The sequence below is a fragment of the Micromonospora sp. NPDC049044 genome (genome assembly GCF_040649215.1).
Classification (GTDB): Bacteria; Actinomycetota; Actinomycetes; order Mycobacteriales; family Micromonosporaceae; genus Micromonospora.
The window spans coordinates 1-21,022 of sequence record NZ_JBEZFA010000070.1 but is presented as its reverse complement, the minus strand read 5'-3'; the positions used below and the strand labels follow the sequence as shown (position 1 = coordinate 21,022).

At 68.7% G+C, this 21,022-nt stretch carries 22 protein-coding genes; 9 read left to right on the top strand and 13 right to left on the bottom strand.

All coding sequences use genetic code 11. From position 1 onward, the window contains the following. Nucleotides 1–199: 199 nt before the first annotated feature. The 3 genes from AB0B85_RS33030 to AB0B85_RS33020 form a co-directional block, all read right to left on the bottom strand. Nucleotides 200–1,375 (bottom strand): zinc-dependent alcohol dehydrogenase, encoded by a 1,176-nt coding sequence (locus AB0B85_RS33030; RefSeq protein ID WP_357413605.1) that lies wholly within the window; start codon nucleotides 1,373–1,375, stop codon nucleotides 200–202. After that, the gene (locus AB0B85_RS33025) at nucleotides 1,372–1,752 is read right to left on the bottom strand and encodes a hypothetical protein (RefSeq protein WP_357413603.1); all 381 of its coding nucleotides are present in this window, start codon (nucleotides 1,750–1,752) and stop codon (nucleotides 1,372–1,374) included. Before AB0B85_RS33025 ends, AB0B85_RS33030 begins: the two co-directional genes overlap by 4 nt. A 389-nt stretch (nucleotides 1,753–2,141) precedes the next feature. Continuing rightward, nucleotides 2,142–3,299, bottom strand: a complete 1,158-nt coding sequence (locus AB0B85_RS33020; RefSeq protein ID WP_357413601.1) for a glutathione-independent formaldehyde dehydrogenase — start codon at nucleotides 3,297–3,299, stop codon at nucleotides 2,142–2,144. Between the two features lie 1,653 nt (nucleotides 3,300–4,952). Here AB0B85_RS33020 and AB0B85_RS33015 point away from each other — a divergent pair. Beyond that, nucleotides 4,953–5,243: an FUSC family protein gene (locus AB0B85_RS33015; protein WP_357413599.1), complete on the top strand. Its 291-nt coding sequence runs from the start codon at nucleotides 4,953–4,955 to the stop codon at nucleotides 5,241–5,243. A gap of 84 nt (nucleotides 5,244–5,327) precedes the next feature. Next, nucleotides 5,328–5,477 (top strand): hypothetical protein, encoded by a 150-nt coding sequence (locus AB0B85_RS33010; RefSeq protein WP_357413597.1) that lies wholly within the window; start codon nucleotides 5,328–5,330, stop codon nucleotides 5,475–5,477. 48 nt (nucleotides 5,478–5,525) lie between these two features. Here the strand turns inward: AB0B85_RS33010 and AB0B85_RS33005 are convergent, their stop codons facing one another. From AB0B85_RS33005 to AB0B85_RS32995, 3 genes are all read right to left on the bottom strand, one after another. Then, on the bottom strand, nucleotides 5,526–6,377 hold the full coding sequence (locus tag AB0B85_RS33005; RefSeq protein WP_357413596.1) for a hypothetical protein: 852 nt from the start codon (nucleotides 6,375–6,377) through the stop codon (nucleotides 5,526–5,528). 38 nt (nucleotides 6,378–6,415) lie between these two features. Next, nucleotides 6,416–6,823, bottom strand: coding sequence for a DUF2267 domain-containing protein (locus AB0B85_RS33000; RefSeq protein WP_357413593.1), 408 nt, complete (start codon nucleotides 6,821–6,823; stop codon nucleotides 6,416–6,418). 73 nt (nucleotides 6,824–6,896) lie between these two features. Continuing rightward, nucleotides 6,897–7,238 (bottom strand): hypothetical protein, encoded by a 342-nt coding sequence (locus tag AB0B85_RS32995; protein ID WP_357413591.1) that lies wholly within the window; start codon nucleotides 7,236–7,238, stop codon nucleotides 6,897–6,899. A gap of 135 nt (nucleotides 7,239–7,373) precedes the next feature. On the opposite strand from AB0B85_RS32995, the gene AB0B85_RS32990 reads away from it, so the two are divergent. Next, nucleotides 7,374–8,288, top strand: a complete 915-nt coding sequence (locus AB0B85_RS32990; protein WP_357413589.1) for a metallophosphoesterase — start codon at nucleotides 7,374–7,376, stop codon at nucleotides 8,286–8,288. Nucleotides 8,289–8,594: 306 nt separating this feature from the next. Here AB0B85_RS32990 and AB0B85_RS32985 read toward each other — a convergent pair whose 3' ends face one another. Continuing rightward, nucleotides 8,595–9,803 (bottom strand): DUF2254 domain-containing protein, encoded by a 1,209-nt coding sequence (locus AB0B85_RS32985; protein ID WP_357413587.1) that lies wholly within the window; start codon nucleotides 9,801–9,803, stop codon nucleotides 8,595–8,597. A 131-nt stretch (nucleotides 9,804–9,934) separates the two neighbouring features. Between AB0B85_RS32985 and AB0B85_RS32980 the strand changes: the two genes are divergently transcribed. Beyond that, nucleotides 9,935–11,146: a cation:proton antiporter gene (locus tag AB0B85_RS32980; protein ID WP_357413585.1), complete on the top strand. Its 1,212-nt coding sequence runs from the start codon at nucleotides 9,935–9,937 to the stop codon at nucleotides 11,144–11,146. 22 nt (nucleotides 11,147–11,168) lie between these two features. Here the strand turns inward: AB0B85_RS32980 and AB0B85_RS32975 are convergent, their stop codons facing one another. Beyond that, nucleotides 11,169–12,020 carry a mechanosensitive ion channel family protein gene (locus tag AB0B85_RS32975; RefSeq protein ID WP_357413583.1) on the bottom strand — a complete coding sequence of 284 codons (852 nt, stop codon included), beginning with the start codon at nucleotides 12,018–12,020 and terminating at the stop codon, nucleotides 11,169–11,171. A 137-nt stretch (nucleotides 12,021–12,157) separates the two neighbouring features. Then, a complete protein-coding gene (locus AB0B85_RS32970) occupies nucleotides 12,158–12,697 on the bottom strand; it encodes a hypothetical protein (protein ID WP_357413581.1) in 540 nt (179 codons plus the stop codon). Between the two features lie 671 nt (nucleotides 12,698–13,368). On the opposite strand from AB0B85_RS32970, the gene AB0B85_RS32965 reads away from it, so the two are divergent. Further along, nucleotides 13,369–14,616 (top strand): cation:proton antiporter, encoded by a 1,248-nt coding sequence (locus tag AB0B85_RS32965; RefSeq protein ID WP_357413579.1) that lies wholly within the window; start codon nucleotides 13,369–13,371, stop codon nucleotides 14,614–14,616. On the opposite strand, the gene AB0B85_RS32960 is transcribed toward AB0B85_RS32965, so the two are convergent. The 3 genes from AB0B85_RS32960 to AB0B85_RS32950 form a co-directional block, all read right to left on the bottom strand. After that, the gene (locus tag AB0B85_RS32960) at nucleotides 14,548–15,348 is read right to left on the bottom strand and encodes an ATP-binding protein (RefSeq protein WP_357413576.1); all 801 of its coding nucleotides are present in this window, start codon (nucleotides 15,346–15,348) and stop codon (nucleotides 14,548–14,550) included. The genes AB0B85_RS32965 and AB0B85_RS32960 overlap by 69 nt on opposite strands. Nucleotides 15,349–15,364: 16 nt before the next feature. After that, nucleotides 15,365–15,721 (bottom strand): STAS domain-containing protein, encoded by a 357-nt coding sequence (locus tag AB0B85_RS32955; protein WP_357413574.1) that lies wholly within the window; start codon nucleotides 15,719–15,721, stop codon nucleotides 15,365–15,367. A gap of 70 nt (nucleotides 15,722–15,791) precedes the next feature. Then, entirely contained in the window at nucleotides 15,792–16,340 is a 549-nt protein-coding gene (locus AB0B85_RS32950) for a MarR family transcriptional regulator (RefSeq protein ID WP_357413572.1), read from the bottom strand. A 48-nt stretch (nucleotides 16,341–16,388) separates the two neighbouring features. On the opposite strand from AB0B85_RS32950, the gene AB0B85_RS32945 reads away from it, so the two are divergent. From AB0B85_RS32945 to AB0B85_RS32930, 4 genes are all read left to right on the top strand, one after another. Beyond that, nucleotides 16,389–17,180: a potassium channel family protein gene (locus tag AB0B85_RS32945; protein WP_357413570.1), complete on the top strand. Its 792-nt coding sequence runs from the start codon at nucleotides 16,389–16,391 to the stop codon at nucleotides 17,178–17,180. Next, the gene (locus AB0B85_RS32940) at nucleotides 17,158–18,276 is read left to right on the top strand and encodes a PP2C family protein-serine/threonine phosphatase (RefSeq protein WP_357413568.1); all 1,119 of its coding nucleotides are present in this window, start codon (nucleotides 17,158–17,160) and stop codon (nucleotides 18,274–18,276) included. Before AB0B85_RS32945 ends, AB0B85_RS32940 begins: the two co-directional genes overlap by 23 nt. Before the next feature lie 126 nt (nucleotides 18,277–18,402). Continuing rightward, nucleotides 18,403–18,741 carry an STAS domain-containing protein gene (locus AB0B85_RS32935; RefSeq protein WP_357413566.1) on the top strand — a complete coding sequence of 113 codons (339 nt, stop codon included), beginning with the start codon at nucleotides 18,403–18,405 and terminating at the stop codon, nucleotides 18,739–18,741. Between the two features lie 129 nt (nucleotides 18,742–18,870). Next, nucleotides 18,871–20,337, top strand: a complete 1,467-nt coding sequence (locus AB0B85_RS32930; protein WP_357413564.1) for a metallophosphoesterase — start codon at nucleotides 18,871–18,873, stop codon at nucleotides 20,335–20,337. A gap of 126 nt (nucleotides 20,338–20,463) precedes the next feature. Here the strand turns inward: AB0B85_RS32930 and AB0B85_RS32925 are convergent, their stop codons facing one another. Continuing rightward, complete coding sequence (locus AB0B85_RS32925; protein ID WP_357413607.1) at nucleotides 20,464–20,826, bottom strand: cyclic-phosphate processing receiver domain-containing protein; 363 nt, start codon at nucleotides 20,824–20,826, stop codon at nucleotides 20,464–20,466. Nucleotides 20,827–21,022: the final 196 nt, after the last annotated feature.

Genomic DNA, 21,022 nt, shown 5'->3' with positions numbered 1-21,022 from the left:
CCTGAACGCCTTCGCCATCACCTTCAGCGACCGCTTCCCAGCCGCTGAAACCTACTAACCAAGATCGCCGGAAACACCGTTAGCGAGACAGCCCCACACCAGTCACCTAGAGCGTGTGTCGAGATGAGCGATGGTGCCTGAAGTGGGGTGACGGACGGTTCGGCGGGTCACAGATCAGTGACGCGCTCCCTGGCGCCGTTCATGGGGTGGGTTCGAAGACGGCGCGTACGCAGCCGTCGAGCTTGTTCTTGAACATGTTGTATCCCTGGGGTGCTTGGTCGAGTGGCATGGTGTGTGTCGCGAGGTGTTCGGTGACCAGTTCGCCGCGTGCCATCCGGTCGAGCAGCATCGGGATGTAGCGGTGTCCGTGCTGCTGGGCGCCGCGCAGGGTGAGTCCCTTGTTCATGACCGCCCCGAGCGGGAACTTGTCGACCAGGCCGGCGAAGACGCCGAGTAGGAACACGCTTCCGCCCTTGCGGCAGTGGTAGATAGCGTCCCGGGCGGCGATCGGACGGTCTGATTCCAGGCGCAACTGCTGTTTGACCTGGTCGTACAGGTATTGCAGTCCGGTGCTGTGGGACTCCATTCCCACCGCCTCGATGCACACGTCAGGCCCGCGCCCGCCGCTGCGTTCCAGCAGTTCACCGCCGACGTCCTGGGTTTGGTAGTTGAGCGTCTCCACGCCCAGGTACTTCTCCGCCATCTGCAGCCGATTGGCGAGACGGTCGATGATGATCACCCGTTCCGCGCCGAGTAGGACCGCCGCGCGTGCGGCCATCTGGCCCATCCCGCCCGCGCCCCACACCGCGACCACGTCACCGACCTTGACCCCGCCGAGGTCCGCGCCCATCCAGCCGGTCGGGGCGGCATCGGAGGCGAAGAGAGCGCGCTCGTCGCTCACTCCGTCGGGGACGGTGAAGGCCCCCTGGTCGGCGTACGGAACGCGGATGTACTCGGCGTGGCTGCCCGCGAAGCCGCCGAGCGCGTGGGAGTAGCCGTAGCAGCCTCCGGGTGCGAAGCCCCAGAGGTTCTCGGTGATGGCGGGGTTGGTGTTGCCGTTGTCGCATAGGGAGTACTGCTGCTGCTTGCAGTACCAGCAGCGGCCGCAGGAAATGAACGAGCAGACCACTACCCGGTCGCCCACCTTGTGCTTGCGCACCTGGGGGCCGACCTCGACCACCTCGCCCAGAAACTCGTGCCCGAGGACGTCACCCCGCTCCATGAATGGGATGTACCCACCCAGCAGGTGCAGATCGGAACCGCACGTCGTCGTCTTGCGTACCCGGATGATGGCGTCCTGCTCGTTGCGCATGGTCGGGTCTGGAACCTCGTTCACCGACAGTTCGTTGACGCCTTGCCACATCAGTGCCTTCACAGTCGCCCCTCCCGCCGGCCCTGCCGCGTCGCCATCTGCAGTGGTTTGTTGACCGCCGTCGTCTGGGTGGTGGGGGGAGAGCTGGGGTGCAGCACCTCGCCGGTCTCCAGGAGCTGTTTCGCCTCGCGCAGCGCGGCACGGATGGCCTGGTTGGGATCGCGACCCGTAAGTCGCCTGGCTCCTGCGGTCACCGGCGACTGGGCGCCGTCACGCAGCCGGACCGCCAGCTCGATGCCGCGGTCACCCGCGGCGCGGCGGATCTTCACGTCGACGGCGTCACCGAGACCGGCTAGCGGCTCGGGAAGCGGTGAGTCCTGGGTCAGCTCGTCGCGGACCGGGTTCACGGTCACCACGTGCCACCGGGGTTCGCGCCGCATCAACGGGCTCCGCTGCAAGGGCCCTTGACGGCCCGACGGGAGCAGGAATCTGCGGACGGCCCATCCGCCGACCACGACGACCCCCGCCTTGACCAATGCCCTCATGTCTGCCCCCGAGTTGACCGCGGCCGTCGCCGCATCTGCCTGACTGGCGACTCCGTCATGGACAAACCCTGTCATATCAGTGCGCTGTCACGCTGACGATTCCCGCACCCGGCGAGGGCGGTGGTACGGGCGCTACACCACGCGGGCGAAGGACGTCACCGCTTGCCGATCAGCCGAGCCACCAACAAGCCGATTCACCGGCCGGAGTGCTCCTCGCTAAGCAACGTACGGAGGTGGCACCCCCACGGGGTGCCGCCTCCGCGCGTCAAAGGGCCGAGCCTTGGTCACCTTCCGCCGTCCGGGTGCAGCAGCACCTTGGTCCAGCCGTCGTTACGGGCATCGAAGTTCCGATAGCCCTCCGGTGCCTGGTCCAGCGTGAGTTCGTGCGACACCAGGAAAGAAGGCTCGGCCTTGTGGTTCGCGATGAGGTTCAGCAGTTGCCGGTTGTAGGCCTTCACGTTGCACTGCCCGGTTGCCATGCTCTGCCCCTTGAACCAGAACATGCCGTAGTCGAACGGCACCTTGCCCTGTTTCTGCAGCTGGTCCGGCGACCCAGGGTCCATCGGCACGTACACGCCAACCACGCCGATCGTGCCGCCGAACCGCACGGAGTGCACGAGGTTGTTCAAGGTCAGCCCCGACTTCTCCTGGCCACTCGGGTCGTGCGCCTGGTAACCGACGGCCTCACAGCCGCGGTCCGCGCCCATCCCGCCGGTCTGCTCCAGGATCTGGTCGACCGGTGACCCCTTCGAATCGTCGATCGGCATCGCGCCGATCTGCTCGGCCAGGCGCAGCCGGTCCGGATGGCGGTCGACCACCATCACCTTGTTGGCACCCTTGATGATCGCGGAGTACGCGGCGAGCAGACCGACCGGTCCGCCACCATAGACCGCCACACTGTCGCCGGGTCGCACACAGGCGAGCTCGGTGGCGTGCCAGCCGGTCGGAAAGATGTCCGACAGCATGACGTAGTCCTTCTGCCTGCTCATGTCCCGGGCGTCCGGCGGCAGGACGAGGCAGTTGAAGTCCGCCCATGGCACCCGCAACAACTCGGCCTGACCGCCGCTGTACGGACCCATGTCGGCGTACCCGTAGGCCGCGCCCGCCATGCCCGGCGCCGGGTTGGCCACCAGGCAGAACGCGGTCAGACCCTGGTTGCAGTTCGCACAGGACCCACACGACACGTTGAACGGCAGGCACACCATGTCGCCGACCTTGACCAGATCGACGCCTTCACCGACCTCGATCACCTCGCCCATGTTCTCGTGCCCGAGCACACGTCCAGGCTCCATGTCCGTACGTCCGTCGTACATGTGCAGGTCCGACCCACAGATGTTCGTCGTCGTGATCCTGACCAGGACATCCGTCGGTCGCTCGATCCTGGCGTCGGGGACCTCCTTGACGCTGACCGTCCGTGGCCCGTCGTACACAACTGCCTTCATTCACTACCCCCGCGTGAAGATTCCGCTCCTACTGCGGCTCCAAGACCGCCTGGTAGTCAAATTCTTGCAATCCGCTTCGCCCCTCACCTCGTGATCCGCGCTATTGGGTCGGTTGCGAGGATCTGGTTATCGTGGGCGTTGGTGGGTAGCCACCGGCCGTGAGCAGGCCAACCAACGACATCGGCACCTGGTCGGACACCAGCCGTGCCAGCTCGTTCAGCGATGCCGTCTCACCCCCGACGAACTGTCCGACATCAACACCGCCGCCCGAAGCGGCGGCAACGACATCGTGCTCGACGCCCTGCTGCTGCGCCTGCACACCGAAACCGCCTGCCGACGCGGCGGCGCCCTCGCCCTACGCCTGACCGACCTGGACACCGACCACGGTTGATCCGCCTGTCCGAGAAGGGCCGCCCCCTGGGTCGAGCGGCACTTCGGCTACGGGGTAGCCGGTGCGTACGCCGGGCACGCCGACCGCGGCGGACCGGCCACCACCACCTACATCAAAGCCGACCTGCACGCCGCCGCTACCGCCTTGGCAGCCCTCACCGGTCAGCCACACCCACTGGCCTAGCCGAGAGCGAGCAGCGGTTCCCCAACCAGAGCCGTACCCAGCGCTCGACTGCTCGGTGGCAGGGGGCCGGGGCAGGGCGTTCAGCGAAGGCGAGGAGGGCTGCGATCGTTCGGAGGATGGCGAGGGCCAACGCGCACAGCCCGATCCGGGCGTCGAGTGTCATTCGGAGGCCAGGTGTCTCGACTAACGCTGCTGGCGCGACGCGGTGAGCGGGTGCCGGCGCTGGCTGCAGTGGCAGGCGGCCGAGGTACCGAATGAAGATCACCGTCCGAATCTGGTTGGGCGGGCATCCGTAACGGCCGCTCGGACAGACGCTGACGGCGCGTGCCGGCTGGCCGCCGGTCCGTGCCCGCGAACGCCAAGGGCATTTCCTGTAGGCGGCGGGGCGTGAAAGTTCCGGGTGCGCTCCGGGACGTGGGGCTTGAGCTCCCCGTCCGGAAATGCGGACAAGCAAGTTCTCGCCACGGCCATCTGGACACCTCTGTGCCGGCTGTACGGCATGGGCCGCCGGCAGGCCGGGAGCCGACAAGCGCGGGAAGGAGGGTAATCGACTCCGTTACCCTCCTTTCCGCGCTTGTCCCCCACGCGTCCGTCAGCTGAGGCATCTATCCCACGGGCAACGTCCTGACCGGGGTATTCAGGTGGGGACCTCTTCGGCGTGCCGGAAGCGTCAGTACCCGTGGCCGACACAGAATGCTGTTGAACACGGCGGGCGGACGTAAGCGGTCGGTGGACGCTGCACGTTTACTGTCGCCCTGGCGTTAAAAGACCCAGGCGAGCCCAGCGACGAATGGCCGGTGATCCGCGATGCCAGGAGACGGGTTCGGATCTCCGATGTCGAGTTGAGGGGTCTATCACCAGGCCCGTAACCGGTCCGGCCGGTTGCAGCTGTTGTGCCAGACCACGAGCGACCCCGATGGCACTGGTTGCTGACTTGTTTGTCGCTGCTTCGGGTAGCTACCCCCATGCGTGGTGCCCAGGACCCTTCGCCCGATCTGCCCTCCGGTGTCGACGCTGTAGCGGCCGAGGTGCGGCAGGCGGCACAGCGGGCTCGCCAGCGTGGGCGTCAGGGTTGGCAGGTGCGGCTGCGACTGACGAACGTCATCCTGGTGATCACGGTGCAGACGGCGCTGGCCGCGGCGTTGTCCTGGTTCATCGGGCACGACGTGTTGGGCATCCCTGCGCCGGTTTTCGCTCCGTCCGCGACGGTCGGGACGAACGTCGCGGCAATCGGCCAGCGGGTCCGTCGAACCGTCCAGACGCTGGTCGGCGTGGTGATCGGAATCCTCATCGGGGATGCTCTGCTCTATACCGTGGGCCCGGGACCGGTGCAGCCCGCCAGGGGTGGCTCCACGGTTCAGGCATATTGATACCTGAACCGGTGATCGCATCGACTTCAAGCAAGAGGATCCGCGGCGTACGCCGACTTCGCGTACGTCGCCTTCACGGTCGGCATGTCCTACGCCCCGGGCGAGAGAACGAACCGACAAGCAACCGTGTGCAGCTGGATCGCGCTCGGGCACGCGCTGCTCTCCTACACCTTCGGAACCGGCATCCTGGCCCCGCCTGGTCGCCAATCTCGGCCAGTCGTGACCCGCGGATAGGGGTGTGAACTGGTTGGTTGCTCAGCCACTACCGCCGCGGACGTCGAGTCAACTCGGCGGCGGCTGTTGCCCCTGCGGTCCGGCCAGCCACGTCGTGACCTGCCTCAGTGGCTGGCTGCTGTTGACGATCTTCTTCATCCGCTGCCACGCTGCGTGGGCCGGAGACCCTCCCAGCACTCCGCCGAGCCCTCCCATGCTGCCGCCAGCCACCGTCCCGCTGCTCTGCGCAATTTGCTGCGTGCTCTGCCCGAGCTGCTGGGTGGCATGCCCGAGTTCTTGGCCGACCTGCTGGGTCGTCTGCTGCAGCGTCTGCGACAGCGGTCCATCGGGTCCCAGCGCCTCCTGCGCCGTCTGCCCGACCTGGTTCACGGTATTGTCCACCGTCTTCGCCAACGACTCGATGATCTGGGGGTTGCGCTCGATCGTGCGGAGGGCGCTGTCGAGAATGCCCCGAAGCTCATCGAGCCGAACCTCGAGCATCACCTCGGCCTCGACGCCCTTGATGTCGACCTTCACCGTGCCGAGATGCGCCTGAACGCCCACGTCCAGCTGGAGCAGGCTGCCCAGCCGTGCTCGCAGCGAAACGGAGGCGTCCAGATCGTCTACCTCGACGTAGACCTGCTCAACCTTGACCTGCGGGATCTGGAGGACGACGTCCGGGTCTGACATCGTCTTGCTGCTGCGCCCGCCAGCCGGCTGAGGAAGGCCGTGCGCACCATTCTGCGGGACGAGGGGGCGTTCGCCGGGCATGGCACCCGTTGGGCCGGCGCCGACACCGCGGTTCTCGCCCGGACCGGCGGATTCCGCGCCGTCCTCGGCATCGCGCTGCCCATCAACCCGCTCACGCGGTTGCGCCGGCAACTCCTGTGCGCCCGTGTCCCGGCTCTCCGGTTCGGTCATCACGCACTCCTCGGGCCTCGCCTAACGTCCGATCGGGATCAGGTGCCGATCCGGCGGGGCTGGAGCTGTCCCGACCCTGGCCCGGTCAACTGCCAGAACTCCTGCGGCAACTGGTCGACGAAGTCCCCGTACTCTTTCGCGCCGGCAGCCTCACGGAGGGTGTCCAACACGGCTCGCGCTCCATCGGTGGCCACCTGGTGGTCCACCCCTGCCCGGGACTGCACCCGTTCCAGGAATTCGTTGAGGCCGAACCGTTCCGAATCTTCGGTGGGCCTGGACACCACGCCGCGTAGCTCCTCGGGGAGTCGAGAGGCAAGGTCCCTCGCCTGGCCACCGGTGACCCGTTTGGCCACGGTCTCAAGCGTGGCGCGGGTGATCGGTCCGGCCTTCTCGGGCGGAACCTCGGGTCGTGCTGCCACCGACTGAATGAACTCGCTGTAGTTCACTGCGGATCCCCTCTCGAGCCGGATTGCGGCGGGTACCCGCCGCCGTCGGGGTGAAACGACGGTTCGTCCGTCCTCAGGGTCGCGGCGGAGGAGTGTGGGTGATACGTCGGGTCACGGGCGACTGGTACAGGCCAGCGCTGGTGATGGCGTAGAAGACGGGCAGCAGGACGAAGATGGCCAGGCCGACCAACGGCGCGACCAGGTAGCCGACCAACCCCGCGAGGACGTACAGGACGACCCCGGCGAGGGCCCTGAACCGCTCGACGGGAGAGAAACCGCCCTTGGCCTTGTCCTTCAGCAGGTCCGGGTTCTTTGCCAGGTAGTGGTAAAACGCCAGCCAGGTAGCGCACAGCAACGCGCCGATCAGCGCTGAAGTGGTCAGGCGCGGGCTCACGGCCAGGGCGTCGCACGCCACCCGCTGACCGTAGGCGAACCGAGGCGCCCCCGGGTCGCGGGTTGATCACCTACGGGCCGGATCCGTCCCGGTTTCCGGCGTGGTCGATCCGGCCCGGACCGTGCCATGCTGCACAGACCCGAACGGAGGACGACGATGGCTGCTGGCGATGCCGTACAGGTGCGGCCGGCGCGGGGGGCGCTGCGACCGCTGGTGTCCGGGGCGACGCTGGTCGCGCTCCTGGCCTTGCTGTTCGGGCTGCCGTGGTGGACGTTGACGGTGGCGGCGCGGTGGCCAGCGCCGGTGGTGGCCGCCGGCACGAGCGTTTTCGTTGTCGCGCTGGTCGCGTTCCCCGTTCTGATGTATCTCGGGCACGGCCGCCGGCGGCTGGACGCGGCGGCCCGGGCGGGGGACACACTCCTTGGCCTGGTCTGGATCCTGTTCGTCTGGGCGCTGCTCGGCAACGTGGCCCGGCTCCCGCTGGCCGCCGCGGGGGTCGCCGATCCGGTGCGGTCGCGGGCTGTGGCGGTCGGTGCGGCGGTCGTCTCGGTCGTCCTGGCCGTCTGGGGGTACTCCGAGGCGATGCGAGTGCCCCGGGTCCGGCGGGTGGACGTCACCGTGGATCGGCTGGGTGCGGGTCTCGACGGGGTCCGGGTGGTGCTGCTGACGGATACCCACTATGGACCGATCGACCGTGCCCGCTGGTCCGCGCGGACCATCGAGGTGGTCAACGGGTTGGCTGCCGACATCGTCTGCCACACCGGCGACATCGCCGACGGTACGGTCGACCAGCGCCGGGCGCAGGCTGCGCCGCTGGGCGCCGTCCGGGCCCGGCTGGCCCGGGTGTATGTGACGGGCAACCACGAGTACTACGGCGAGGCTGAGGGCTGGATCGAGCACATGCGGACCCTCGGCTGGGAGCCGCTGCACAACCGGCACCTTGTGGTGGAGCGGGGTGGTGCCCGACTCGTCGTCGCCGGGGTCGACGACGTGACCGCCGCCTCGTCCGGCGTCGCCGGTCACCGCGCCGACCACGCCGCGGCGCTCGCCGGCACCCTTCGAGCGAGGTAGCACCGACCGGGCCAACACCTACCGCCTCACCTGAACGTGACCGGGATTCCCCGGTCAACTCCGCTGGCTATCCCCGGGCCCAGGGATCCACCCGCATGCACCCCGATGAGGTCGACGAACAGTTCCAGCCGGGTGACTTGCCGGAGACGATGGGAGGATCCATCGCGAGCGGCGCAGCGGCGGGATGGCACTCACCGACAGAGTCTCCATCGTGGGGCGCTGGTCGCGCGGGCGATCCCGTTCTGTTCCCGCCGGTTGGGTGCCGACCCGGGACGTGAACTGCGAAACGACGTCAATTGAAGGGTGTCAGGGCAGGTTGTCAGCGGCCGGCGTTGGTAGCCGACGCCGGATCGCGGCGTGGTGAACGGGAAGCGCGGCGGCGGCCACGTCGTGGACGACGGAGTCCAGCAGGCGTTGGACGCGGGGCTGCTGCCGGGAGACGAGTCGAATGTCGTCGATGATCATCGCCAGGATGGTGTCGTACGAGATGCTCCTCATCTGGGCGCGGACGGTGCCGTCGTCGTCGCGGACGATGTGGGTCGGGTCGGGGCGGGTGGCGAGCCGGCGCAGGAGGTCGTGTGCTTCCTGCACCGCGCGTACGGCGGTGGTGACGTCGTTGATGCCGGGGGACAGCGCGCGTTCGGCGATGTCGGCGAGCTGGCGGAAGCCGAAACCGAGGTCCTGGCCAGGGGTGCGTTCCACGCCGATGGTCACGCCCTGTTCGGCCGCCTCGACTGGCACCGGGCGAGGCGTAGCGCCGGCGGCCTGGTGGATGCGCAGCAGCGGTGCTCCCGCGACGACGAAGTCACCCGGTGTGGGCACGACGGTGATGGCGCAGTCGTGCTCGCGGGCCAGCCGCGCGAGCAGGGCGAGGTCGACGTTGCTGATCATGCCGGGTTCCGTGGCCGGCACGGTCTGTGTCACCTCACCGAGGACAACGACCTGCGGTTCGTTGGGCGGAGGGAGGCCGGCGATCGACCGTCGGGTCTGCGCGCCGATGGAACCGATGATGTGCGACACCCGCATCACGGTGGTGATGTGGTGCAGGTAGTAGATGAAGGTGGCGCTGCTGACCAGGACGAGCGCTATCGACGCCGCCAGGGACAGCTCGGGCAGCCCTTGGTTCGTCTGGTCCGGTAGCGCGGCCAGCACCACCATGGCGAACAGGAACGTCGCGACGAACGTGCCGAGCGTCGCCTGGATGATCCGGTCCTGCAGGAAGGTCCGCAGGACGCGGGGGGAGTACTGGCTGCTGGCCAACTGCAGGGCCACGACCGTGATGGAGAAGACCAGCGCGGTGAAGGAGATCATCGCTGTGATGATCGAGGACAACAGCGACCGCGCGCCGGCGGGGCCGCTGGGCACGACCCCTCCGAAGGGAAGATTCAACTGCAGCTCCAGCGCCGACAGGCCGATCGCCGCCACCACCGCGCCGATGGAGAAGATCGCCGGCACCAGCCAGAAGCTCTCCCGTATCTCGGCCAGCCGTGCGGCGGCGGTACGGGGCCGGCTCACGGTGCGCAGTTCATCGTCGTCACAGGGTCATCGTGGCGCATGCCCGAATGCCACGCGCGCTGTCCGCCGAAGTCGACGAGTGGGCTGGTACGTGAGGGTGTGAAGTGGGGATGGGCGGGTAGCGACCTGGGATGTATCGGCTGCACCTCAGTTACGCCCTGGTCGGGGTCCTGGGGGTGCTGCTGGCCTTCTGGGGCAGCGCCATTCGTCGGGCCCCGGTCAGTGAGCCGCTGCTCGCGCTGGTGGTGGGCGTACTGGTCGGTCCGGTTCTCGGTCTGATCGATCTGCCTCAGCACGAGGCGTCGGTGGTGACGTTGGAGGTGAGCCGGATCCTGTTGGCCATCTCGCTGATGGCGGTGGCGCTGCGTTTCCCGCTGTCGGCGTACCGGTCGGTGATCCGTCCGGTCGGCGTGCTGCTCACCGTCGCGATGGTGGGTATGGCGATGGTCAGCGCCGGCCTTGCCTGGCTTGTGCTCGGCCTGCCCCTTGCCTTGGCGGCGCTGCTGGGTGCCTGTATGACGCCGACGGACCCGGTTCTGGCATCCAGCGTCGTGTCGGGTGGTCCCGCCGAGCGGCAGCTACCGGCGCGTCTGCGTCAGGTGATCAGCGGTGAGTCGGGTGCCAACGACGGGCTTGCCTTCGTCTTCGTCGTGCTCGCCCTGTGCGCCGCCACGTCGGGATCCTTCGGTGGTCACCTTCGGGAGGCGGTGTGGGGGGTGCTGGGGGCCGTGCTGATCGGCGCGGCGATCGGTTACGCCGCGGGGCGTGCCGTCGTGGTGTCCCAGGCTCGGGAGGATGTTGATCCGGGTTCGTTGCTGATCTTCACGGTCGTGCTCGGTGTCGCGGCACTGGGAGTCGCCAGACTGGCGCGCACCGACGCAATCCTCGCCGTGTTCGTCGCCGGCCTGGCGTACAACGCCATCATCGGTGGCCGGTCGCGGGCGTCGGAGCAGAAGCTCGACGACGCGTTGACGCGCTTTCTGGTGTTGCCGCTGTTCTTCCTGCTCGGGGTCGAGCTGCCGTGGCGTGTGTGGCGCGAGTTGGGCTGGCCGCTGGTGGCGTTCGTGGTCGCGGTGCTGGTGCTGCGTCGACTGCCGGTGGTGCTTGGGCTGAAGCCGGCGCTGGGGCTGCCCTGGCGGGGTGTGGTGTTCCTGGGGTGGTTCGGGCCGGTCGGCGTGTCGGCGCTGTTCTATCTGACCTACAGCCAGGACGAGGGGGTACGGGATCCTCGGCTGTGGGCCGCTGGGAGTCTGGTGGTGGCGGCGAGCACTGTGGTGTACGGGGTGACGGCCATGCCCGGTCGTCGCTGGTACGCACGGCGGTCGTCGGTCTCCGCTCGCTGAAATCGACGGAGCGTCGCCACCGCTACCCGTGGTCGGCCGAGGTGGCGGCTGGTTTCATCGGGTGGGGTGTGTGGATGGTGATGTCCTGGGTCTCCGAGGCCACCCGGATGCCACTCTCGCCGAAACGATCCAGCACCCGCCGGGTGACCTGGTCCTTGACCTGACGGGCGCCGCGCACCGGCACCACGAACCGTGCCGACAGCTCGATCCAGTTCGAGGTGGCGCGGACGAACACGCGGGGATCGACCTCCGCCTCGGCGGTGGGGTAGCGGTGGCGCATCGCGTCGATGGCGCGGCGCGCTTCGGCCGTCGAGGAGACATTCTGCGCTTCCTCGCACAGGATGCTCTCCGCGAGGTGCCAGTCAGCCTCGTAGGGGATGGGCAGTGTCAACTCCTCCCACAGATGGTCCAAGACCATGCTGCTGTTGTAGACGGGTGTGCAGAACACGAAGCGGTTCGACAGCGAGACCACCCGGCCGGTGTACTGGCGGCCACGGATCCAGGCTTCCGGGTCGGTGGACGAGCCGCTTTCCAGGATGCGGGTGCGCAGGGGGGTGATTTCGAGAACGTCACCACGCACGTCGCACATCTGGATCCGGTCACCTACGCGGTACTGCCGGCCGGTGATGATGCTGATCCATCCGGCGAACGCGCCGATGACCTCCTGCAGGGCCAGCGCGAGACCGACTCCGATTAGTCCGACGACCAGGCCGATCCGGCCGGCGAACGGCTTCCACAGCAGTGCCAGCGCGAACAGCAACACCACGACGGTCAGGTAGTGCGTCGCCTTGCGCAGGTAGTAGCGGTTGGTGGTGTCCTTCACCTGCAGGGTGGACAGGCGCCCGGCCAGGGCGGCGATGACGAAGGCCAGCACGATCAGGACGATGCTGGTCACGAGGCGACCGCTCACGCTGCTCGTGTCCCAGAGTGCCTCCAGGAACCGCTCCATGTTGCTTGCCCATCGTCCTCGGCGGCGACCGGTCGGTGCGTTACTGTCGCGTCTGCTTCACCTTAGGCAGCCGTTGTCAGCGGATTGTTGGAAACGGCCGGTGCGGGCTGGGTCGGTCGGACACGCCCGGCTCGGCGATGCGACGGCGCACCTCTCCGCGGTGCATAGGGGATCGTCACCAGACGGTCAGCTCCCGGGCGACGAGGGCGCGCCCGCCCTCGAAGGCCCGGTACGGTCCCGGTGGCCCGAGTGGTAGCGGCCGGTGAGGTCGCGGTGGGAGAACGGATCACGGTGCCCTCGACGGTCACCAACTGCGGCGCGGCGGGCACCGTCAGGCCCGTCGACAGCACGAGCAGAGCCCCGTCGGTCAGGTCCACGTCGCGGACGACGAACGCGCCGTCGGTGATGACCCGCTCGACGCTCGCGGTCACGGTGAGCAGGTCGCCCACCTCCGCCCGCGCGACCGTGCCCGGCGCGGTGGTGGGCGTCGGCACGGGACTGGGCCGCGGCGCTGCGGGCTCGCCGGTGCAGCCCCCGGCGAGCAGGACCACCGCCGAGAGCGTTGCCGCTGCTGGGCGCACCCGGCCATGCGTTCTGCTCATTCGTGGTTCCTCCGCTCCGTGTACCGCCTCCGCAACAACGTTCTCGGGGATGTGGCGGCACGATCCCGAAACCGTGACGGTTTGGTGACGATCGGCCTCAACGGGCATCGCCGCAGCGAGCCAGAGCCGACGCCACAAGACGACCGGGGACGGTCTGCGGCCGGTTTGCTGCGTCGCCGCGGACATCAGCCGCCGTGATCGCCGGCGTCCTGGCATCGCCGGCGTCGCGTTCGACGATCGGCGGTGGCGGTGCGACGGGGGTCAACGGGACGGCAACTTGTGCCGGACCGGTGACCAGGTGTCCGTTGCCGAAATTGAACGTGATGGGCGCGTTCTGTCCCGGGCGCGGGGACTCGTCGAGTCCGAGGAGCTGAAAGTGCCAGCCGGCTTGTTGTTGAACCGCACGAAGCTCAGCGGGGGAGGCTCAACTGGTGCGGGCTCGGTCGCCGTCTCTGGTTGCCTGCCCTGCGGTGATCTGGCGGCGGACGGGGATCGGCCCGGGCTCTGCGAGCTGGCGCAGCAGGTGCGCGTGGAGTAGGGGGGCACGGCTGCCGACAACTTCCTCTGGCCAGCGGGGCCGTCCACCGCTGACGCTATGATCATTCGGACCCAGTGGGGCGCCGCGAGGTCTTGCCGGCATCGTGATGACGCACGTCTGTGGAGCGTGACCGATGCTGTTGTTGTCGTTCGCCGCTGTCCTTCTGATGGCGGTGCTGCTCTCGGCGCTAGCTCACCGCACCATCCTGTCCACCGCGGCGCTGTTCCTGGTTGCCGGGTTCATCCTCGGCGAGGACACCACCGGGCTGCTGCACCTGCACTCCGATTCCCCCATCGTGGCGCAACTCGCGGAGCTAGCCCTGTTCGCGGTGCTGTTCACGGACGGCATGCGGGTCGGGTGGGCCGACCTGCGTTCGGCATGGCGGCTGCCCGGCCGGGCGCTGGGTTGGGGCCTGCCACTCACCCTGCTGATCACCGCACTGTTGGCCCACTTCGTGGCTGGCCTGGGCTGGCCGGAGGCGCTGCTGATCGGCGCTATCCTCGCGCCCACCGACCCGGTGTTCGCGGCGGCGCTGGTAGGCAATGACAAGGTCCCGGCCCGGCTGCGGCATCTGCTCAACGTGGAGTCCGGCGTCAACGACGGTCTGGCCCTCCCATTCGTGGTGCTGCTGCTAGCGCTGGCCGCAGGCTCGGACGACCTGCACCTGGGCAAGATTGCCAGCGAACTGGCGGTGGGCCTGCTCATCGGTGTGCTGGTGCCGCTGCTGGCGATCGCCCTGGAGCGGACCCGCTGGCTTGCGGCGTCCGCTGCGTACGCGCCGCTGAACGGAGTGGCGATCGGGCTGCTCGTGTTGGCGTTGGGCAAGATCACGCACGGCAACCTGTTCCTGGCGGCGTTCGCCGCCGGAATCACCGTGGCCACGTTCGGGCCGAGGGAACGGGCGGCGTTCGAGCATTTCGGGGAGAACATCGCCGAGCTGTTGAAACTCGCCGCGCTGTTGGTCTTCGGTGCGCTGATCTCGGTGCGGTTCCTGGGCGAGATCTCGTGGACCGGCTGGGCCTTCGCGGTGCTGGCCATCTTCGTGGCCCGCCCCGTCGCGTTGTGGATCTCGTTCCTACGCTCCGGGCTCGGTGCCAGGGAACAGGCCGCCGCGATGTGGTTCGGGCCGAAGGGCTTCGCCTCCGTCGTCTACGGGCTGCTGGTCCTGGAGTCCGGCATCGCCGCCGGCGACGAGGTGTTCCACCTCGTCGCCCTGACAATCGTGATCTCCATCTTTTTGCACTCGTCGACCGACGTGGTGGTAGCGCGGGCGTTCGACGAGTCGCAGGAGGCGCCCGCCTGGTTCGGCGTGCTACACCGGGTCCGCCGGCCGCTGCGGGCCCGGCGGCGGGATCGGGACAGCTCGTCCGCTAACGGGTGATCCGTTGGGGCCGTCGATCACGGCCCAGACGGTCTTGCCGTCGCCGAAGGGGAAGAAGCCCCAGTTCGTGGTGAGGGCGGCGATGATCGGCAGGCCGCGACCACCTTCGGTGACCTGACGAGGGAGGGTCGGGGTGGTGGAGTCGGGTGTTTCGCCCTCGCGGTCCCGGACGCTGATCCTCAGTGATCCTGCCTCGTCGGAGACGGTGATATCCATGTCGGTTCGGGCGTGTTGGACGGCGTTGCTGACCAGTTCCGAGGCGATGACCATCGCTCGGTCGGCCATCGCGTGCATGCCCCAGGCGTGACACTGCCGGGCGACGAGCCTGCGGGCAGCGGCGGGCGACTGCGCGTCGGCGGGCAGTCGCAGGTGCGCGCGGTGAGGTGGGATCGGTGCACGTGTGGCGGGGTGTTCGAGCGGAGCTCTGCCGAGGATCGCGTGCTGACCGAGTGTGGCGCGGAGCAGTCGTCCCGGGGGGGTCAGCGGATTGGCCGACACCTTCAGCTCTGGCCCGTCGGAGCGGTCGGTAGCCCAGCGGGCGAGGAACGTGCCGATCGGGGCGACGTCCGACGTCGTTGTCGTGTCGAGGTCGACCACGAGGGTCAGCGGGGCGTCCAAGGCACCCGCGAGCAGCAGGGCGGCAAGGTGTGGTTCCGCTTCTGGGGTGAGGCCGCCGGTGAGGGTGATCCGGGTGCTACCACCGTCGAAGTCGCGCAGGATGGTCCATCTCATTCGTGGCACGCGAATGTCATCTGCCGGTCGGCGAGCCGTAAATCGTGCCGGTCGGCCGGTTGGCGGGACGCCCGAGCGTGGCCGCCACCCCGGTGACCCGGAGCACCTCGACGACAATTCCGTTGGCGTTGCGCAGGATCAGGACCCGTCCCTGCCGGGCGGCGAACCGGTGGACGTCGACGAACTCCTTCACCGCACTGGAGTCGATCAGAGTGGTGTCCTGAAGATCGACGAACAGCCACTGCGTCGAGGTCGCCGCGAGCGTGCGCTCGACCGCGTCGCGCAGGTGGTCGGAAACGGCCATGTCCAGTTCTCCGGAGAGGTGCAGGGTCCTCGGCGCGAGCCTCGGACCGGAGGACCGGATGCTGAACACGGGCTTCTGCCACCTCCTGTGAGCCGACGCCTCAAAGTACGCCAAGATACCTGCATGACTGCAGGTATCGTCAGGGGGTAACGGTACCTGCTCGATGGACCCCGTCGTCAGGTCCCGACGCTGACTGCTCCCAGTGCCGCCACCACAGCTCCTCCGTCGGCTCTCCGGCGGCGATCACCAGGGAATTGATCAGCTCGGCGGGCGTCCGCCGGCGCCCGGAGTTGGCGACGTTCAGCAGACGCCGGATTTCGGCGCTCCGGCGTCGCATGACATCGCCCACGAGCCTTTTGCCGCCCTCGGTGAGGCTCAACCAGGCGACCCGCCGGTCATCGGGCTGCTGACGGCGGGCCACCAACTCCCGGCGTACCAGGCGATTGCACGTTCTCGTCGCCGTCGACGGGTGCACCCCCAACAGGGACGCGAGATCCACGGTGCGCAGCGGAGCGCGTGACGCGAGAATGACAAGAGTCCTGTACTGCGGCAGGGTGACCTCGGCATCCACCGACCCCAGCGTTCGGGCGGTGATCCCTACCAAGGTGCGGGCCAGCGCGGACAGGCCGTCAACCAGCTGATCGTCAGCTGCGGTCGACGCAGTGCCGCCTTCCCCGTAGAGTTTCACCCAGAAATGATTGCACGGGTGCACGCATAATCGTCGGGCGGGCCGTTCATGCAGGTGAGGACTGAAGCGCTGCCCGCCGACCGGGCCGCGCGGTGGGAGCGGCTGACAGCACTCCCGTTGACCGTCCTGTCGGTCCTGTTTCTCGTGGTCTACGCGGCACCGATCCTGCGGCCCGACCTGGCGGAATCCTGGCGCCGGGCGTGCGAGGCGACGACGATTCTCATCTGGCTGACGTTCTGGGTCGACTTCGTGGTGCGGCTGAGTCTGAGCAGAGCCCGGCGGCGTTTCCTGCGGGATCACCTCTTCGACCTCGCGGTTCTGGTGCTCCCCGTCCTGCGCCCGCTGCGTGCCCTGCGGCTGATCACCGTGGTGTTGAGTCTGAGCAGGCGCGCGGAGTCGTGGGCCCGTGGCCGGCTCGCCGTGTACGTGGGTGCCACCACCATGCTGCTGGTGCTGGTGTCCGCGCTGGCGGTGCTGGACGCCGAGCGGTCCGCGGCGGGCAGCAACATCGCCTCGTTCGACGACGCCCTGTGGTGGGCGACGGTGACCATCACGACCGTCGGCTACGGTGATCACTTCCCGGTCACCGGGACGGGCCGGTTCGTCGCCTTGGGGCTCATGATCGGGGGCATCGGCCTCATCGGTTTCGTCACCGGCTCGCTGGCGACCTGGATCGTGGATCGGGTCTCCCACAAGGGCGGCACCGCGCCGGCGACCGCCGACGACATTGCGGCCCTGCGCGTGGAGATCGAGGCGCTACGCCGACAGCTCGACCCAGAGGCATCGCCGGCGGGCGGCGATCCGGATCGGCGGAGCCATGCGGCCCAACCCTCCGGTTGAGGGCAGGGAGCCGGCCGCCCGTTCCTTCGTCGCTGACGCGGAGCCGGGCAGGTGGACCCGCTGGCTCGGGGTGCGGTTGGCCATCGGATTCATCGCGGTGGTCCTGCTGATCGACGTCGCGGCGGGCACCCATGCCGTACTCATTGGCTTTCTGGCCCTTGCCCCGCTGTTCGCCGCCGCCGTCGAGAGCCCGCGCCGCACCGCCGTGGTGTCGGCGACCGCGACGGCGGCGGCGGTGGGGGCGGGGGTGCCCACCGGCATGCTCGGCAGTCTCGATCACCTGCTGCGGGTGGCGGTGGTCATCACGGTCAGCCTGATGGCGGTGTACGTGGCGCGGGCCCGAACGGGACGGGAGGAGCGTCTGCGCCGGATGGCCGAGATCGTCCGGATCACCCAGGCGGCGATCCTGCGCGAGCCGCCGCGGTACGCGGCCGGCGTGGAACTGGCCGCCCGGTACGTCTCGGCCTACGAGGAAGCTGGCGTGGGCGGCGACCTGTACGAGGTGATGGCCGACCAAGACCGGCTGCGGATCATCGTCGGTGACGTCTGCGGCAAGGGGCTCGCCGCCGTGCGGCTGGCTTCGGCGGTGGCGGGGGCGTTTCGGCAGTCGGCAATCGTCCGGCCCGACCTGACTCAGGTGGCGCACGACCTGGACGATCTTGTCGATCGGGAGCCGACGCCCGCTCGGGGCGCGACGTTCGTCACCGCCGTCCTGATCGAGCTGCACGGGGGAGCGATCCGGACCGTCAACTGCGGTCACCCCGCGCCGATCCTGCGGCGTCGTTCGGGAGAACTGGAGGAGCTGACGGTGGCTCCGCCGGATCGACCATTGGGTCTGGGTGGGCCTCGGAAGCCGGAGACAGTCGGCCACTGGGACGTCGGCGACCGTCTGCTGTTGCTCACCGACGGTCTGCTCGAGGCACGGGACAGCGAACGGCGCTTCTTTCCGATGCCGGCGCTCCGGGCGTGTCTGGCCGAGCCGACGGCGGACAGGTGTCTCGACGCGCTCTGGGACGCCGTGCATCGGCACGTGGGCGGCGAACCGCACGACGACATCGCACTTCTGTTGGCTGAGCGCCGGCCCACGACCGGGTGAGAGACGACCACGTCCCGCAGTTGGCGATCTTGGACGCGGGCCCGGTCAGTGGATAGGCTGCCTGCGAAAGCAATTCATTGCATCCATGCAGGTTTCACCTGGCAGTACCGCGGTTAGGAGGCGTGCGTGGAATTGACAGTCGGCACGTCGCAGGTCGGAGCCGTCGCCCGCATCCGACTGGGCGGGGAGATGGACCTCGCAACGAGCGGACTCGTGCACGACGCGGTCATAGCGGCGTTGGCGTCCGATTCGGTGCGAGACGTCCTCCTCGATCTCGCCGACCTCACCTTCATCGACTCCACCGGCATGGGGACGCTCGTGGCGTGCCAACGCGCCGTCGCCGTGCGGGGCGGCGACCTGCGGTTGGAGAACCTGGCGCCTGTCGTTCGACGGCAACTCTTCGCCGCCGGCCTGCTCGGCCTGCTCGGCGGCGGGACGGACGACCAGGCTGCCCCTTCGAATTGACCCCGCCGTCCCCTCGGTCACCCCACAGATCGGACCCCGCTCGTGACTTCACCCCCGGACGCGGCACCTCCGCGTCGTACCAGCCTGGCCGCATGCGTCAGGCACGCGGCCGCCCGGTCGCGCCGGATCGTGCGCTCGCCATGGGTGGGTCGTGTCCTGGCCGCGGGCGCGCTGGTCGCGGTCACGGCTGGGGGCATCACGATCGGCACCCTCCTGGGCGCCCGAGGCGCCAGTGATGTCGGGCCGTTCCGGGTCGCTTTCCAGCTGACCCCGTCCGTGGACGGCGGCACGGAGATCGCCATCCCCCCGCTGGGGTCGCTCTTCCTCGACAGCCACGACGGACCCGCGCGACTGACCGTCCGCCTGGACTCGCTCGACCAGCGACGCACCGAGGCTCTGCTCGACGACCCCGCCGGCCTGGCCCACGCCGGCGCCACGGCCCCGGAGGACCTCCGCGACGCCCTGGTCCGCCTCGGCGTTCGTACGCTCGGCGTGTCGGTCCTCGCGTCCATGCTGTTGGCCGGGGTGACGTTCCGGTCCGTGCGCCGCATGGCCTGGTCGGGTGGACTCGCGCTGCTGGTCACCGGCGGCACCCTCGGCACGGCCGCCCTGACGGTACGACCGCAAGCCCTGGCCGAACCCCGATACGAAGGACTGTTGGTCAACGCCCCGGCGCTGATCGGTGACGCGCAACGGATCGCCGACGACTACAACCGGTACGCCGCGCAACTCCAACGGCTCGTCGGCAACGTCGGCGAGCTGTACAGCACCGTGTCGACCCTGCCGATCTACCAGGCGGCGCCCGACACCACGCGGATCCTGCACGTCTCGGACCTGCATCTGAACCCCGCCGCCTGGCCGATGATCAAAAGCGTGGTCGAGCAGTACGACATCAACCTCGTCATCGACACCGGCGACATCACCGACTGGGGCAGCGAACCCGAGACCTCGTACGTCTCCATGATCAGCCAGCTCAACGCGCCCTACGTCTACATCCGAGGCAACCACGACTCACCGCGGACCGCTGCGGCGGTGGCCAGCCAGCCGAACGCGGTCGTGCTGGACGACTCCGTCACGACGATCGCGGGAGTGACGATCGCCGGCATCGGAGACCCCCGTTTCACGCCCGACAAACAGGAGTCCGAGGCAGGGCCGTGGGAGGAGGCAGCGACGACGGTCGAAGGTGCGGGAGAGCAGCTCGCCGCGACGATCCGTTCGCTGGAGCGACCGGTGGACATCGCACTGGTGCACGACCCCGCATCGGCGACCGCGCTCAACGGCGCGACGCCGCTCGTTCTGGCCGGCCACACACACCAGCGGAAGGTGACCGCGCTGCCGCCGACCGGTGCGATCGACACCCGGCTGGCGGTGCAGGGCTCCACCGGCGGGGCGGGGTTGCGCGGACTGGAAGGTGACGAACCGATGCCTCTGGTCATGTCGGTGCTCTACCTCGGCGCGGATCACCAGCTTCAGGCGTACGACGACATTCAGGTCGGCGGTGCCGGCACCGCGCAGGTCAGCCTCAACCGCAAGGTGATCGACGGGACACCACAGGTGAATCCAGCCGCGCCGTCGGCGACACCGGCTGACAACTAGCTAGCTGGTGAAGCGCTCGCCGGCCTGCTCGGCAATCCGAATAGGCGTGAACGAGTGATCCGCATGCGCTCATCTGGCGCCGTCCGAGTGTGACAGCCGTTGGGCGGTGCGTTCGTGCCGGTCAGCTCACGCGGGGCCGTCGAGATAGCCGACGTCTGTAGAGCCCGACGCGACGCGGACGCGATACCCCCAGTGCCGGAGGACCTGGGCGAGCTTTGCGGCGCCGCCCGGGTTGGCGGAGTGGACGTTGATGACGCCGACGTCAAACGGGCGCTCGTCGAAGGCCGCCCGTTCTAGGACCTCCACGACCGGCCAGATCGTGTCGTCCCCGCCGAGGTCGTGGTCCAGCCACAGCTCGTCCAGGCGCTGGTCCCGGTACCGATCGAGGAGGTCAACTCCGGCGGCACTGGTACGGGCCACCTCCGCGCTGCGACCATCCGCGAACGAACGGAGGTCATCGATCAGGACGATCGTTCGGCGGGCATCCACGCGATGATGATGCCTGCCACCGTCAGGATCCGACATCCGGATTTGCCGCTGGCCGCGCGGTCACGCCGAAGGTCGGGCGCCTTGCCGGGCAGACGCATATCGGTTGTGGCGCCCGTGCACCATCAAGGCATGAGCGCGTTGATGGACCAACTGCCGGCTTTGCTCGGCGTCCTCGTCGGAACAGGCGGGACCATCC